The sequence below is a fragment of the Streptomyces sp. NPDC019890 genome (genome assembly GCF_044903445.1).
Lineage (GTDB): Bacteria > Actinomycetota > Actinomycetes > Streptomycetales > Streptomycetaceae > Streptomyces.
Map to the genome: position 1 here is coordinate 140,350 of NZ_JBJDQK010000007.1, position 14,853 is coordinate 155,202.

Consider the following 14,853-nt stretch of genomic DNA (forward strand, 5'->3'; position numbering starts at 1 on the left):
CCAGTGACGACCATCGCCTCCGATTCCGGGAACCGGCCGGACAAGCACGCTGCGCGCAGCACCCCCTCCTTTTCCCCCGGGCCGGGTGCGCCGGGTACGCTCACGGCCGTGTCACAAGCTGATCAGTACCGAACCGCCCAGCAGGACGCCCCCGCGAAACAGCCGGGAGCGCCCCGTCCGGACAGGCCCCGCCCGACACCCCTGGGGGAGCTGGCTGCCCGGCTGGGTGTGCAGAGCCCGGGCCCCGGTGAAGCAACCGGCATCACCCACGACTCGCGGGCGGTACGGCCCGGTGATGTGTATGCCGCCCTCCCCGGCGCCCGGCTCCACGGCGCCGACTTCGTCGCGCAGGCGGCGGACCTCGGGGCGGCTGCGATCCTCACCGACCCGACGGGTGCCGAGCGCGCGGCCGCGACCGGACTGCCGGTCCTGGTCACCGACGACCCGCGCGGCCGCATGGGCGAGCTCGCCGCCGAGATCTACGGTCACCCCGGCGACGATCTGCTCCAGATCGGCATCACCGGCACCTCCGGCAAGACCACGTCGGCGTATCTCGTCGAGGGCGGCCTGCGAGCCGCCGGCCACAGCACCGGTCTGATCGGCACGGTCGAGATGCGTATCGGCGACGAGCGGATCAAGTCCGAGCGCACCACCCCGGAAGCCACCGACCTCCAGGCCCTGTTCGCCGTCATGCGCGAGCGCGGCGTCGAGTCGGTCGCCATGGAGGTCTCCAGCCACGCCCTCGTGCTCGGCCGGGTCGACGGCTGCGTCTTCGACGTCGCCGTCTTCAACAACCTCAGCCCCGAGCACATGGAATTCCACTCCGGCATGGAGGACTACTTCCAGGCGAAGGCGCAGCTGTTCACGCCGAAGCGCAGCAAGCTCGGGGTGGTCAACTTCGATGACGAGTACGGTCGCAGGCTCCTCAAGGAGGCGTCCGTACCGGTCACGAGCTTCTCCGCCGAGGGACATCCGGACGCCGACTGGCGGGCCGAGAACGTGGAAATCAGCGCAGTCGGCTCGACTTTCACCGCGGTGGGACCGGGCGGCGAGCGGATCCGCGCCGAGGCCCCGCTGCCGGGACCGTTCAATGTGGCCAACACCCTGGCCGCCGTCGTCACCCTCGCTGTCGCCGGGATCGACCCGCAGACCGCGGCGGACGGCATTGCCGCCGTCCCCGGTGTGCCGGGCCGGCTCGAGCGCGTGGACGCGGGCCAGCCGTACCTCGCCGTCGTGGACTACGCCCACAAGACCGATGCCGTCGAATCGGTCCTGCGCTCCCTGCGCAAGGTCACCGACGGCAGGCTGCACATCGTCCTCGGCTGCGGCGGCGACCGGGACAAGAACAAGCGCGGCCCGATGGGCGCCGCCGCCGCCCGCCTCGCCGACACCGCCGTACTGACCTCGGACAACCCCCGCTCCGAGGACCCGCTCGCGATCCTCGCCGCGATGCTCGCCGGGGCGGCCGAAGTCCCGATCCACGAGCGCGGTGACGTCCTGGTCGAGGCCGACCGGGCGGCCGCCATCGCCGCGGTCGTCGCCCGCGCACAGCCCGGCGACACCGTGCTGATCGCGGGCAAGGGCCATGAGCAGGGCCAGGACATCGCCGGAGTGGTCCGCCCGTTCGACGACCGTGAGGTCCTGCGCGCCGCCATCGAGCACGCTGCAGCCGTCCAGAACAGTGGGAAGAAGCAGTGATCGCCCTCTCCCTCGCCGAGATCGCCGAAATCGTCGGCGGGCAGTCGTACGACATACCGGATACGGCCGCATCGGTCACCGGTCCCGTCGTCACCGACTCCCGCGCGGTGCAGCCCGGTGCCCTCTTCGCCGCCTTCGCGGGCGAGCACGTCGACGGCCACGACTACGCCGAGCGGGCCGTGGCGGCAGGAGCGGTGGCCGTGCTGGCCACCCGCCCCGTCGGCGTACCCGCGATCGTCGTGCCCGATGTGACCGCCGCGCTCGGCGCCCTCGCACGCCGCGTCGTCGAACGCCTCGGCACCACCACCGTCGCGCTCACCGGCTCGGCCGGCAAGACCAGCACCAAGGACCTGATCGCCCAACTCCTCGAGCGCAAGGGCCCCACGGTCTACCCGGCGGGCAATCTGAACAACGAGATCGGCCTGCCGCTGACCGCGCTGCGGGCCGCCGAGGACACCGAGCACCTCGTCCTCGAAATGGGCGCCCGCTACATCGGCGACATCCGCTACCTCACCGGTCTGGTCCCGCCGAAGATCGGTCTCGTGCTGAACGTGGGCACCGCCCACATCGGCGAGTTCGGCGGCCGCGAGCAGATCGCCGAGGCCAAGGGCGAGATCGTGGAGGCCCTGCCGGAGGACGGCGTGGCCGTGCTCAACGCCGACGACCCTCTTGTACGCGCCATGGCTTCCCGTACCAAGGCACGCGTCGTCCTCTTCGGAGAGGCCGACGACGCCGACGTACGTGCCGAGAATGTCCGGCTCACAGAATCCGGACAGCCCGCTTTCAGGCTTCACACACCCACCGGGTGCAGCGATGTGACCTTGCGCCTGTACGGTGAGCACCACGTGTCGAACGCGCTCGCCGCGGCCGCCGTCGCCCATGAGCTGGGCATGTCCGTCGACGAGATCGCCCTCGCGCTCTCCGAGGCGGGCACCCTCTCCCGCTGGCGCATGGAGGTCACCGAGCGACCGGACGGCGTGACGGTCGTGAACGACGCCTACAACGCGAACCCCGAGTCCATGCGAGCCGCCCTTCGCGCGCTCGTGGCCATGGGCAAAGCCTCGCAGGCAAAGGGGGGGAGAACGTGGGCGGTGCTCGGCCTGATGGCCGAGCTCGGCGACGAAGCGCTCGCCGAGCACGACGCGGTCGGACGGCTTGCCGTCCGGCTCAACGTCAGCAAGCTCGTCGCAGTCGGGGGCAGGGAAGCGTCCTGGCTTCAACTGGGCGCATATAACGAGGGTTCGTGGGGTGAGGAGTCGGTGCACGTGTCCGACGCGCAGGCGGCGGTCGACCTGTTGCGCAGTGAACTGCGACCGGGAGACGTCGTGCTGGTGAAGGCTTCCAGGTCGGTCGGTCTTGAGCGGGTCGCCCAGGCGCTCCTCGAGGACACGGCCGAGGGCGAGGTGGCCGGCCGATGAGGCAGATCCTCTTCGCGGGAGCCATCGGGCTCTTCCTGACCCTGGTCGGCACCCCGCTGCTGATCAAGCTCCTGGCCCGCAAGGGATATGGGCAGTTCATCCGGGACGACGGTCCGCGCAGCCACGGCAGCAAGCAGGGCACGCCCACCATGGGCGGCATCGCCTTCATCCTGGCCACGCTGATCGCGTACGCCCTGGCCAAGGTGATCACCGGCGAGGACCCGACGTTCTCGGGTGTGCTGGTGCTCTTCCTGACGGCGGGCATGGGCCTGGTCGGCTTCCTCGACGACTACATCAAGATCGTCAAGCAGCGCTCGCTGGGTCTGCGGGCCAAGGCGAAGATGGCCGGCCAGCTGATCGTCGGCATCGCATTCGCCGTGCTGTCGCTGCAGTTCGCCGACAGCCGGGGCAACACCCCTGCCTCCACCAAGCTTTCGTTCATCACGGACTTCGGCTGGTCGATCGGCCCGGTGATCTTCGTCGTCTGGGCGCTGTTCATGATTCTCGCGATGTCGAACGGCGTGAATCTGACGGACGGTCTGGACGGCCTGGCCACCGGCGCGTCGGTGATGGTCTTCGGCGCGTACACCTTCATCGGGCTCTGGCAGTTCCAGGAGTCCTGCGCCAACGCCGTGACCCTGACCAACCCCAACGCCTGCTTCGAGGTACGCGATCCGCTGGACCTCGCGGTCGTCGCCTCCGCCCTGATGGGCTCCTGCTTCGGCTTCCTGTGGTGGAACACCTCGCCCGCCAAGATCTTCATGGGCGACACCGGTTCGCTCGCCCTCGGCGGCGCGCTCGCGGGTCTGGCCATCTGCTCCCGTACGGAGTTCCTGCTCGCCCTCCTCGGCGGACTCTTCGTCCTGATCACCATGTCCGTGGTCATCCAGGTCGGTTCCTTCAAGATGACCGGCAAGCGGGTCTTCCGGATGGCGCCGCTCCAGCACCACTTCGAACTCAAGGGGTGGTCGGAAGTCCTTGTGGTGGTCCGCTTCTGGATCATTCAGGGCATGTGCGTCATTGTGGGACTTGGTCTCTTCTACGCGGGCTGGGCGGCCGACAAGTGAGCACGCTGGACTGGCGGGGCAAGCGGGTCACCGTCGCGGGTCTCGGGGTATCCGGGATCCCGGCGGCCCGTGTGCTGCACGGTCTCGGCGCCGTCGTCACAGTCGTCAACGACGGGGACGACGAGCGCTCCCGTGCGCAGGCGGCCGAGCTGGAGGCGGCGGGCATCACCGTCCGCCTCGGCGACGGGGGCACGCTGCCCGCCGGTACGGAGCTCATCGTCACCACGCCCGGCTGGAAGCCGGACAAGCCGCTGTTCCTGGCCGCTGCCGAGGCGGGCGTCCCCGTCTGGGGCGACGTCGAACTGGCCTGGCGGCTGCGCGGACCCGACGCGGCGCCCTGGCTCGCGGTCACCGGCACCAACGGCAAGACAACGACCGTACGGATGCTCGCCTCGATCCTTGAGGCCGCGGGTCTGCGCACGGCTGCCGTCGGCAACATCGGCGTCTCGCTGCTCGACGCGGTCCTCGGCGAGGAGAAGTACGACGTCCTCGCCGTCGAACTCTCCAGCTACCAGCTGCACTGGGCGCCCTCGCTGCGCGCCCACTCGGCCGCCGTGCTCAACCTGGCGCCCGACCACCTCGACTGGCACGGCTCGATGCAGGCGTACGCCGCCGACAAGGGCCGGATCTACGAGGGCAACACCGTCGCCTGTATCTACAACGCCGCCGACCAGGCGACCGAGGACCTGGTGCGCGAGGCGGACGTCGAGGAGGGCTGCCGGGCGATCGGCTTCACCCTCGGCACGCCGGGGCCCTCCCAACTCGGAGTCGTGGACGGGATCCTGGTCGACCGCGCCTTCGTCGAGAACCGGCAGAAGCAGGCGCAGGAGCTCGCCGAGGTCGCGGACGTCAACCCGCCGGCCCCGCACAACATCGCCAACGCCCTTGCGGCGGCGGCGCTGGCGCGTGCGTACGGCGTCGCACCCGCTGCCGTACGCGACGGACTGCGCAACTTCCGGCCCGATCCGCACCGCATCGAGCGCGTCGAGGACGTGGACGGGGTCGGGTACATCGACGACTCCAAGGCCACCAACACCCATGCCGCGGAAGCGTCTCTGGCGGCGTACGACCCGATCGTGTGGATCGCGGGCGGCCTCGCCAAGGGTGCGACCTTCGACGAGATCGTCGAGAAGTCGGCAAAGCGACTGCGCGCAGTCGTACTTATCGGTGCGGACCGGGCGCTGATCCGCGAAGCCCTCGCGCGACACGCGCCCGAGGTCCCGGTCGTCGACCTCGACCGGACAGACACTGGGGCGATGTCGGCGGCGGTCTCGGAAGCTGCGCGCCTCGCCCGGCCGGGGGACACGGTTCTGCTGGCCCCGGCCTGTGCGTCGATGGACATGTTCGCCAACTACAACAAGCGAGGCGAGGCGTTTGCGGACGCGGTCCGCGCACTCGCCGCCGAGCGCGCCTGACCGGACCGACTCCCGCGCCGTGCCGTGCGTCCCGGCGGCCGCGCCTGGCACGACTGGAGGGGACAGCGACCATGCCGGCCGACGACACCACCCCCGGCCCGGGCCCACGCCGCCACCCTGCCCCGCCGGGCCCGGCTGCCGCCGCCCTGGACCCGACCTCGCGCCACGCTGCCGCGCCGGGGCCGAATGATGCCCTTTCCGGGCCGAGCCCGCGGCCCGGTGCCGCGCCTGGGCCGGATGGTGCCGCCCAGGGCCTGAGCCCGCGGCCCGGTGCCGCGCCTGGGCCGGATGGTGCCGCCCAGGGCCTGAGCCCGCTCGGCGGTGCCGCGCTGGTGCCTGACGGCACCGTCTCCGGGCCGAGCCCGCGGTCTGCTGCCGCGCCGGGGCCGGATGGTGCGGCCCGGGGCCTGAGCCCGCGGCGCGCTGCCGCGCGCACGAGCGCGTACGCCGGGCCTCGCGCCGTCGCGGGCTCCGTCCGTACCCTGCGGGAGCACGCCGCCGAGGTCGGACCGGCCTTTCTGCGCACCCTGCGCGAGCGTGCCGCCCGGATCGGCCAGGTGCTTGTGCCCGCCATGCCCGCCATGCCCGCCCTGGCGGGCCCCGGCTCCGCCGGGCTCGTGCTGCGCAGTCGCGCCGGCGGAGCCGTACGCCGCCCCCCTGCCGCCCGCCGCACCGCCCGCAGGCCCAGCACCCCCCGACCGCCCCGCGACCGCGGCCCCCGGCGCCTGTACGAGCAGGCGCGCCGCGCCTGGGACCGGCCGCTGACCGCGTACTACCTGATCCTCGGCAGCAGCCTGCTGATCACCGTGCTCGGCCTGGTGATGGTCTACTCCGCCTCGATGATCAAGGCGCTCGAGCTCTCGCTCCCGGCCTCGTACTTCTTCCGGAAGCAGTTCCTCGCCGCCGCTCTCGGCACCGGTCTGCTGCTGATCGCCTCCCGGATGCCGGCCAAGCTGCACCGCGCCCTGTCCTATCCGCTGCTGATGGGCGCCATCTTTCTGATGGTGCTCGTCCAGATCCCAGGGATAGGGCACGCGGTCAACGGCAACCAGAACTGGATCTACCTGGGCGGCCCCTTCCAGCTCCAGCCCAGCGAATTCGGCAAGCTGGCGCTGATCCTCTGGGGCGCCGACCTGCTCGCCCGTAAGCAGGACAAGCGGCTGCTGACCCAGTGGAAGCACATGCTGGTGCCGCTCGTCCCGGTCGCTTTTCTGCTGCTGGGCCTGATCATGCTCGGCGGCGACATGGGCACGGCGATCATCCTCACCGCGATCCTCTTCGGCCTGCTGTGGCTGGCCGGAGCGCCCACCAGGCTGTTCGCGGGTGTGCTCGGCATCGCCGGGCTCGTCGGCTTCATGCTGATCAAGACCAATGAGAACCGGATGTCCCGGCTCTCCTGCATCGGCGCCATCGACCTGGGGCCGAAAGGCGAGTGCTGGCAGGCCGTGCACGGCATCTATGCTCTTGCCTCCGGCGGATGGTTCGGTTCCGGTCTCGGCGCAAGTGTGGAAAAATGGGGGCAACTCCCCGAACCTCACACCGACTTCATCTTCGCCATCGCCGGCGAGGAACTGGGGCTGGCGGGGACGCTGTCGGTGCTCGCTCTCTTCGCGGCTCTAGGCTATGCGGGTATCCGCGTGGCCGGACGCACGGAGGACCCCTTCGTGAGGTATGCCGCGGGAGGCGTGACCACCTGGATCACGGCCCAGGCCGTGGTCAACATTGGTGCGGTGCTCGGTCTGCTGCCGATCGCCGGTGTCCCGCTCCCGCTGTTCTCCTACGGAGGATCGGCCCTGCTGCCGACCATGTTCGCTGTCGGGCTGCTGATCGCCTTCGCGCGAGAGGACCCAGCCGCGAAAGCGGCCCTGGCCGTGCGGAGGCCCGGGGTGAGATGGAAGACAATGAGACGGAGCGGTAAGAAGCGTCCGTCCGGAGAGCGGTGAATTTCGGTGCATGTCGTACTCGCCGGTGGGGGGACCGCCGGCCACATCGAGCCCGCGCTCGCCCTCGCGGACGCCCTGCGCAGGCAGGACCCGACCGTGGGGATCACGGCACTGGGCACGGAGAAGGGGCTCGAGACCAGGCTCGTGCCCGAGCGGGGTTACGAGTTGGCGCTCATCCCCGCCGTTCCGCTGCCGCGCAAGCCCACCCCTGAGCTGATCACCGTCCCCGGGCGGCTGCGCGGCACCATCAAGGCCGCCGAGCAGATCCTGGAGCGTACGAAGGCCGACTGCGTCGTCGGCTTCGGTGGCTATGTCGCGCTGCCCGGCTATCTGGCCGCCAAGCGGCTCGGGGTGCCGATCGTGGTCCACGAGGCCAACGCCCGGCCCGGTCTGGCCAACAAGATCGGCTCGCGGTACGCCGCGGGCGTGGCCGTCGCCACGCCCGACAGCAAGCTGCGCAACTCCCGCTACATCGGGATCCCGCTGCGCCACACCATCGCCACCCTCGACCGCGCTCGAGTGCGACCCGAGGCGCGCGCCGCCTTCGGTCTGGACCCCAACCTGCCGACGCTGCTGGTCTCCGGCGGCTCGCAGGGCGCCCGCCGGCTCAATGAGGTGATCCAGCAGATCGCTCCGGTGCTGCAGCGCTCCGGCATCCAGATCCTGCACGCGGTCGGCCCGAAGAACGAACTGCCGCGCGTGGACAACATGCCCGGTATGCCGCCCTACATCCCGGTACCGTACGTGGACCGGATGGACCTTGCGTATGCCGCGGCCGACATGATGCTCTGCCGCGCGGGCGCGATGACCGTCGCCGAACTCTCCGCCGTGGGGCTGCCCGCCGCGTACGTACCGCTGCCGATCGGCAACGGCGAACAGCGGCTCAACGCCCAACCGGTGGTGAAGGCCGGCGGCGGACTGCTGGTCGACGACGCCGAACTGAGCCCCGAGTGGGTCCAGGGCAATGTCCTTCCGGTGCTCGCCGATCCGCACCGGCTGTACGAGATGTCGCGTGCCGCCGCCGAGTTCGGCCGCAGGGACGCCGACGACCTGCTCGTCGGCATGGTGTACGAGGCGATCGCTGCACGCCGCCAGGCGTAAGAAGGGCAGGGGAGCGTGGCCGGACCGACCACCGCCGAACGGGGGGCAGGCAAGCCCCCCGGCGGGAACGCGGGGTCGGCGGGCCCGCCCCGCCAGGGCTCCCCTGCCCGGCGGCTGCGCCTCCCCGGCCGCCGCGCCATGCTGATCGCCGCCGCCACGATCCTGCTTCTCGCGGGCGGAATCTGGGTGCTCTACGGCTCCCCGTGGCTGCGCGTGGAGCGGGTGGAGACATCCGGAGTTGAGGTTCTGACGCCGCAGGAGGTCATGGATGCGGCGGCCGTGCCGGTCGGTTCGCCGCTGATTTCCGTCGATACGGACGCCATTGAGGCCCGGCTTCGGCAGAAGCTGCCCCGTATCGACACGGCGGACGTCGCACGGTCGTGGCCGCACGGGATCGGTCTGAAAATCACCGAGCGAAAGCCCGTGCTGCTGCTGGAAAAGGGCGCAAGGTTCGTCGAAGTGGACGCGAAGGGCGTACGGTTCGCCGCAGTGGACAAGGCTCCCAAGGCCGTTCCGCTGCTCGAAATGGCAGTGGGCCGGTCCCCGAGTCTGCGCCGCTTCGGCGCCGACCGGCTCGTCGCCGCGGCGGTACGGGTCAGGGGCGAACTCCCCGGAAATGTCGCCGCGGACACAACAAAGGTCACAGTCCGTTCGTACGACTACATCACCGTGGAGTTGAGCCGGGACCGTACGGTGGTCTGGGGCAGCGCCGAGCACGGACCGGCGAAGGCGCGTGCGCTCACCGCACTGATGAAAGCCGCGCCCGAGGCCCGGCACTTCGACGTGAGCGCGCCCACCGCGCCCGCCGCATCGAGGAGTTGACGGACATATGCGCTGTTCAGCACCCTGACTGGGCAGCGCAACGGCTGATCACATAGGGTGAAAAGAAAAACGGGAGGTTCGGCGTGTTCGTTGAACGCGCGCCACTTGTCGACTTAGTGTCCTGTTCGGAGAGTCCAGGAAGCAGACACACTGGTAACCCTAAACTTCAGCGTTAGGGTTTGGGTCGGCGTTTCGGACCGTCCCATCGGCATCCGTCGTCGCGACGCGGCAACCGCGCAGCGACGACACGTAACTCGAGGCGAGAGGCCTTCGACGTGGCAGCACCGCAGAACTACCTCGCAGTCATCAAGGTCATCGGTGTCGGCGGCGGTGGTGTCAATGCCATCAACCGAATGATCGAGGTCGGCCTCAAGGGCGTCGAGTTCATCGCGATCAACACTGACGCGCAAGCCCTGTTGATGAGCGACGCCGACGTCAAGCTCGACGTCGGTCGTGAACTGACCCGCGGCCTGGGGGCCGGAGCCAACCCGGCAGTCGGCCGTAAGGCGGCAGAGGACCACCGTGAGGAGATCGAGGAGGTCCTCAAGGGGGCCGACATGGTCTTCGTCACCGCCGGCGAAGGGGGCGGCACCGGCACCGGCGGCGCACCCGTCGTCGCCAATATCGCTCGCACGCTCGGCGCCCTGACGATCGGCGTCGTCACCCGTCCGTTCACCTTCGAGGGCCGCCGCCGGGCGAACCAGGCAGAGGACGGCATCGCCGAGCTCCGCGAAGAGGTCGACACCCTGATCGTGATCCCGAACGACCGCCTGCTGTCCATCTCGGACCGCCAGGTGAGCGTGCTTGACGCATTCAAGTCCGCGGACCAGGTGCTGCTGAGCGGCGTCCAGGGCATCACCGACCTCATCACCACGCCCGGCCTGATCAACCTCGACTTCGCCGACGTCAAGTCCGTGATGTCCGAGGCGGGATCGGCGCTCATGGGCATCGGCTCGGCCCGCGGCGACGACCGCGCGGTGGCCGCGGCCGAGATGGCGATCTCCTCGCCGCTGCTCGAGGCCTCCATCGACGGCGCCCGCGGGGTGCTGCTCTCCATCTCCGGCGGCTCGGACCTCGGTCTCTTCGAGATCAACGAAGCGGCCCAGCTGGTCAGCGAGGCCGCCCACCCCGAGGCCAACATCATCTTCGGTGCGGTCATCGACGACGCCCTGGGTGACGAGGTACGGGTCACGGTCATCGCGGCCGGCTTCGACGGCGGACAGCCGCCGACCCGCCGGGACACCGTCCTCGGGGCCGGCGCGGGCAAGCGCGACGAGCAGCCGGCGAGCTCCGCCCGCTCCACCGAGAGCGCGCGCTCCTCGCTCGGCTCCGTGCCGCACCGCGATGAGACCTCGGCTCCCGCGGAGCCGGTTCCGGTCGCCGGCGACCTGAACTCCCCGGGCTCGTCGGCGCAGGTCCCGCCGGCCCGTCCGTACCCGGACACCCAGGCCGAAGAGCTCGATGTCCCGGACTTCTTGAAGTGACCTCTTGAAGTGATAGGACAGCACGACATCGTGAGCGGCGCGAACTTCGCCTTCACCGACAGGTGGGGCGGGGTGAGCGCCGTTCCGTACGAAGAGCTCAACCTCGGCGGAGCGGTCGGCGACGACCCCGCGGACGTTCTGGCCAACCGGGCGATCGCCGCGAAGGAGCTGGGGCTCGACCCGGACGAGGTCGTCTGGATGAACCAGGTTCACGGCAAGGACGTCGCCGAGGTGGACGGGCCGTGGGGCGAGGGTCCTACCCCGCCCGTGGACGGACTGGTCACTGCGCGGCGCGGGCTCGCCCTCGCCGTACTGACCGCGGACTGCACTCCCGTACTGCTCGCCGACCCGGTCGCGTCGGTGGTGGGCGCCGCGCACGCGGGCCGGCCCGGGATGGTCGCGGGGATCGTGCCCGCGGCGATCGAGGCGATGAGATCCCTGGGTGCGCGCCCGGAGCGGATCATCGCCAGAACAGGGCCCGCCGTCTGTGGTCGCTGCTACGAAGTTCCCGAACAGATGCGGGCGGAAGTTGCCGCGGTCGAGCCGGCCGCATGGTCCGAGACCAGCTGGGGTACTCCGGCCGTCGATGTCACGGCCGCGGTCCACGCCCAGCTCGAAGCGCTCGGCGTACGGGACCGGCAGCGCTCGAAGGTCTGCACACTGGAATCGCGCGACCATTATTCGTACCGCCGCGACCGCACCACCGGGCGGCTCGCCGGATTTGTCTGGCTGGCTGTGCCTTCCCGGGGGGCGACCCCCGGACCCCCGGCAGGAGAGACCGCATGACCGACCGCAGAAGCGAACTCGCAGCGAACCTGGCGTTGGTGGAGGAACGTATCGCCTCCGCCTGTGCGGCCGCCGGCCGCAAGCGGGAGGAGGTGACCCTGATCGTGGTCACCAAGACCTACCCCGCCGGCGATGTGCGACTGCTGTACGAGCTCGGTGTGCGGCATGTTGCCGAGAACCGTGACCAGGACGCGGCGCCGAAGGCCGCAGCCTGCTCGGATCTGGACCTCAGCTGGCACTTCGTCGGACAGTTGCAGACCAACAAGGTCCGTTCCGTGGCGAGTTATGCCGATGTCGTGCAGTCTGTCGACCGGCTCAAGCTCGTCACCGCTCTGTCCGCCGCCGCGGTACGCGAGGAGCGCGAACTCGGCTGCCTGATCCAGGTCGCGCTGGACGCCGGGTCGGGGGAGCGCGGGGCGCGGGGCGGCATTGCGCCGGACGGTATCGAGGAGTTGGCCGCCGCGCTGGAGGAAGCACCAGGACTGCGGCTCGACGGTCTGATGACTGTCGCGCCGCTCGCCGGACCGTATGCGGGACGGCAACAGGCGGCGTTCGAGCGGCTGATGGAATTCTCATCCCGCCTGCGCGCCGGGCATCCGGCTGCGAACATGGTGTCAGCAGGGATGAGTGCGGACCTCGAAGAGGCCGTGGCGGCCGGAGCGACACATGTGCGCGTCGGCACTGCGGTACTCGGACTCCGACCCCGGCTCGGGTAACGTCGCGAAGCAAGTCGGACCACAGCAGAAAATATGGTCATTCCCGGCAAATGCGGGCAGACCGAGTGGATCGCGGGCACTTGGTGACGAGGCCGATCCGATCCACCACAGAGCGGAGGACTCAGAGAATGGCCGGCGCGATGCGCAAGATGGCGGTCTACCTCGGCCTCGTGGAGGACGATGGGTACGACGGCCGAGGTTTCGATCCCGACGACGACTTCGAACCCGAGCCGGAGCCGGAGCGGGACCACCGGCGCCACCAGCCCCCGCACCAGGTTGAGCGGGACGAACCGGTACGGGTGGTGCAGCCGCCCGCGCAGCGCGAGCCGGTTCCGCTTCCCGCCGAAATTGGACGTCCGGCACGAATTGCCCCCGTGGCGTCCATCACACCTGAACGTCCGAACCTGGAGAAGAACGCACCGGTGATCATGCCCAAGGTTGTGTCCGAGCGGGAGCCCTACCGCATCACCACACTGCACCCGCGGACCTACAACGAGGCCCGTACCATCGGGGAACACTTCAGGGAGGGCACCCCGGTGATCATGAATCTGACGGAGATGGATGACACCGATGCGAAGCGACTTGTCGACTTTGCCGCGGGACTCGTCTTCGGCTTGCATGGCAGCATTGAGCGAGTGACGCAGAAGGTGTTCCTGTTGTCGCCTGCTAACGTCGATGTCACGGCGGAGGACAAGGCCCGCATCGCAGAGGGCGGATTCTTCAACCAGAGCTGAGAACACGACACCGGGAACGACCCGGCCGCGAGGCCGGTAAGACGAGAGCCAGGGGAGAGGGAAGCAAGGAATGGGCGTGGCGCTGCAGGTGGTCTACATCGCGCTGGTGTGCTTCCTTGTCGTGCTGATCTTCCGGCTGGTCATGGACTACGTCTTCCAGTTCGCCCGCTCATGGCAACCCGGTAAGGCGATGGTGGTCGTTCTGGAGGCCACCTACACTGTCACCGATCCACCGCTCAAGCTTCTGCGGCGGTTCATTCCGCCGCTGCGTCTCGGGGGCGTGGCACTCGACCTGTCCTTCTTCGTTCTGATGATCATCGTCTACATTTTGATCTCCGTCGTGAACGGCGTGGGGAACTGATGTGAGCGATACGGTCCTGCCGACTGCCGACGACTACGTAGAGGTGAAGAAGAGATGCCGCTGACCCCCGAGGACGTGCGGAACAAGCAGTTCACGACCGTCCGCCTCCGAGAAGGCTATGACGAGGACGAGGTCGATGCCTTCCTCGACGAGGTCGAGTCCGAACTGACCCGCCTGCTCCGCGAGAACGAGGACCTGCGTGCCAAGTTGGCCGCGGCGACACGTGCGGCCGCGCAGAACCAGCAGCAGGGCATGCGCAAGCCGGAGCCGCAGGACGGCCGAGGTCCGGGTGGGCCGGTGCCCGCCGCCATATCCGGACCGCCGGTCCAGCAGCAGCCCCCGCAGATGGGTCCCCCCCAGCTGCCCAGTGGTGCTCCGCAGCTGCCCGCCGGTCCCAGCCACGGCGGTCCGCAGGGCCCGATGGGCCCCGGTCCGATGCAGGGCGGTCCCATGGGTGGCCCGATGGGCGGCCCCATGGGCGGTCACGGCCCGCAGATGCCGCAGCAGAGCCCCGGCGGCGACAGCGCCGCGCGTGTGCTGTCCCTTGCTCAGCAGACCGCGGACCAGGCGATCGCGGAGGCCCGTTCCGAGGCCAACAAGATCGTCGGCGAGGCTCGCAGCCGCGCCGAGGGTCTGGAGCGGGACGCCCGCGCCAAGGCGGACGCGCTCGAGCGGGACGCCCAGGAGAAGCACCGCGTTGCAATGGGCTCGCTGGAGTCCGCGCGCGCCACGCTGGAGCGCAAGGTCGAGGACCTGCGGGGCTTCGAGCGCGAGTACCGCACGCGTCTGAAGTCCTACCTGGAGTCGCAGCTGCGTCAGCTGGAGACCCAGGCGGACGACTCGCTGGCCCCGCCGCGTACTCCGCCGACCGCTTCGCTGCCGCCGTCCCCGTCGATGGCTTCGGCCGGTGCGGGTGCGATGGGCCACACCATGGGCGGCAACCAGTCCATGGGCCAGTCGATGGGGCAGTCGATGGGCGGCAACCAGTCCATGGGCGGTGCCCCGTCGTACGGCGGCCAGCAGCAGATGTCCCCGGCGATGACCCAGCCGATGGCACCGGTGCGGCCGCAGGCGCCGCAGCCGATGCAGCAGGCGCCGTCGCCGATGCGGGGCTTTCTGATCGACGAGGACGACAACTGACGGCGGGTCGCGCGGATCGCGCGTAGCCGTCGGCAGGCTGAGGGCCGGGCCCGGGACATCATGTCCCGGGCCCGGCCCTTTGCCGTGCGCTGCGTCCGGGTCGCCTGCGGCGGGCTTTGTTCCCTACCCGCCCTCCCCCTACGGCCTGGCGGCCGTGGGAGGTACCCC

General features: G+C 70.1%; 13 protein-coding genes. All 13 read left to right on the top strand.

The genetic code is table 11. The features are described from left to right. Nucleotides 1-3 precede the first annotated feature (3 nt). The 13 genes from ACI2LP_RS20610 to ACI2LP_RS20670 all read left to right on the top strand — a co-directional run bounded on the left by ACI2LP_RS20610 (nucleotide 4) and on the right by ACI2LP_RS20670 (nucleotide 14,685). Nucleotides 4-1,698, top strand: coding sequence for a UDP-N-acetylmuramoyl-L-alanyl-D-glutamate--2,6-diaminopimelate ligase (locus ACI2LP_RS20610; protein ID WP_404725933.1), 1,695 nt, complete (start codon nucleotides 4-6; stop codon nucleotides 1,696-1,698). Then, nucleotides 1,695-3,116 (top strand): UDP-N-acetylmuramoyl-tripeptide--D-alanyl-D-alanine ligase, encoded by a 1,422-nt coding sequence (gene murF / locus ACI2LP_RS20615; RefSeq protein WP_404725934.1) that lies wholly within the window; start codon nucleotides 1,695-1,697, stop codon nucleotides 3,114-3,116. Before ACI2LP_RS20610 ends, murF begins: the two co-directional genes overlap by 4 nt. Further along, the gene (mraY, locus tag ACI2LP_RS20620; protein WP_360866273.1) at nucleotides 3,113-4,183 is read left to right on the top strand and encodes a phospho-N-acetylmuramoyl-pentapeptide-transferase; all 1,071 of its coding nucleotides are present in this window, start codon (nucleotides 3,113-3,115) and stop codon (nucleotides 4,181-4,183) included. Before murF ends, mraY begins: the two co-directional genes overlap by 4 nt. Continuing rightward, the gene (gene murD, locus ACI2LP_RS20625; RefSeq protein ID WP_404725935.1) at nucleotides 4,180-5,598 is read left to right on the top strand and encodes a UDP-N-acetylmuramoyl-L-alanine--D-glutamate ligase; all 1,419 of its coding nucleotides are present in this window, start codon (nucleotides 4,180-4,182) and stop codon (nucleotides 5,596-5,598) included. The genes mraY and murD overlap by 4 nt, the downstream gene beginning before the upstream one ends. Before the next feature lie 572 nt (nucleotides 5,599-6,170). Further along, nucleotides 6,171-7,541 (top strand): putative lipid II flippase FtsW, encoded by a 1,371-nt coding sequence (gene ftsW / locus ACI2LP_RS20630; RefSeq protein WP_404726212.1) that lies wholly within the window; start codon nucleotides 6,171-6,173, stop codon nucleotides 7,539-7,541. Between the two features lie 6 nt (nucleotides 7,542-7,547). Then, on the top strand, nucleotides 7,548-8,642 hold the full coding sequence (murG, locus tag ACI2LP_RS20635; protein WP_404725936.1) for an undecaprenyldiphospho-muramoylpentapeptide beta-N-acetylglucosaminyltransferase: 1,095 nt from the start codon (nucleotides 7,548-7,550) through the stop codon (nucleotides 8,640-8,642). Nucleotides 8,643-8,657: 15 nt separating this feature from the next. Continuing rightward, nucleotides 8,658-9,464 (top strand): cell division protein FtsQ/DivIB, encoded by an 807-nt coding sequence (locus tag ACI2LP_RS20640; protein ID WP_404725937.1) that lies wholly within the window; start codon nucleotides 8,658-8,660, stop codon nucleotides 9,462-9,464. Between the two features lie 275 nt (nucleotides 9,465-9,739). Then, nucleotides 9,740-10,948: a cell division protein FtsZ gene (gene ftsZ, locus ACI2LP_RS20645; RefSeq protein ID WP_404725938.1), complete on the top strand. Its 1,209-nt coding sequence runs from the start codon at nucleotides 9,740-9,742 to the stop codon at nucleotides 10,946-10,948. Between the two features lie 9 nt (nucleotides 10,949-10,957). Beyond that, nucleotides 10,958-11,734, top strand: a complete 777-nt coding sequence (gene pgeF / locus ACI2LP_RS20650) for a peptidoglycan editing factor PgeF (RefSeq protein ID WP_404725939.1) — start codon at nucleotides 10,958-10,960, stop codon at nucleotides 11,732-11,734. Next, nucleotides 11,731-12,450: a YggS family pyridoxal phosphate-dependent enzyme gene (locus ACI2LP_RS20655; protein ID WP_404725940.1), complete on the top strand. Its 720-nt coding sequence runs from the start codon at nucleotides 11,731-11,733 to the stop codon at nucleotides 12,448-12,450. Before pgeF ends, ACI2LP_RS20655 begins: the two co-directional genes overlap by 4 nt. A gap of 128 nt (nucleotides 12,451-12,578) precedes the next feature. After that, nucleotides 12,579-13,184, top strand: a complete 606-nt coding sequence (gene sepF / locus ACI2LP_RS20660; RefSeq protein ID WP_360881708.1) for a cell division protein SepF — start codon at nucleotides 12,579-12,581, stop codon at nucleotides 13,182-13,184. Between the two features lie 70 nt (nucleotides 13,185-13,254). After that, nucleotides 13,255-13,545, top strand: a complete 291-nt coding sequence (locus ACI2LP_RS20665; RefSeq protein WP_360881706.1) for a YggT family protein — start codon at nucleotides 13,255-13,257, stop codon at nucleotides 13,543-13,545. A gap of 54 nt (nucleotides 13,546-13,599) precedes the next feature. Further along, entirely contained in the window at nucleotides 13,600-14,685 is a 1,086-nt protein-coding gene (locus ACI2LP_RS20670; protein WP_404725941.1) for a DivIVA domain-containing protein, read from the top strand. Nucleotides 14,686-14,853: the final 168 nt, after the last annotated feature.

Coding starts and splice junctions, on each gene's coding strand:
- mraY (WP_360866273.1), top strand. CDS start 3,113: ATGAGGCAGATCCTCTTCGCGGGAGCCATCGGGCTCTTCCTGACCCTG.
- ftsW (WP_404726212.1), top strand. CDS start 6,171: ATGCCCGCCATGCCCGCCCTGGCGGGCCCCGGCTCCGCCGGGCTCGTG.
- ACI2LP_RS20655 (WP_404725940.1), top strand. CDS start 11,731: ATGACCGACCGCAGAAGCGAACTCGCAGCGAACCTGGCGTTGGTGGAG.
- sepF (WP_360881708.1), top strand. CDS start 12,579: ATGGCCGGCGCGATGCGCAAGATGGCGGTCTACCTCGGCCTCGTGGAG.
- ACI2LP_RS20665 (WP_360881706.1), top strand. CDS start 13,255: ATGGGCGTGGCGCTGCAGGTGGTCTACATCGCGCTGGTGTGCTTCCTT.
- ACI2LP_RS20670 (WP_404725941.1), top strand. CDS start 13,600: ATGCCGCTGACCCCCGAGGACGTGCGGAACAAGCAGTTCACGACCGTC.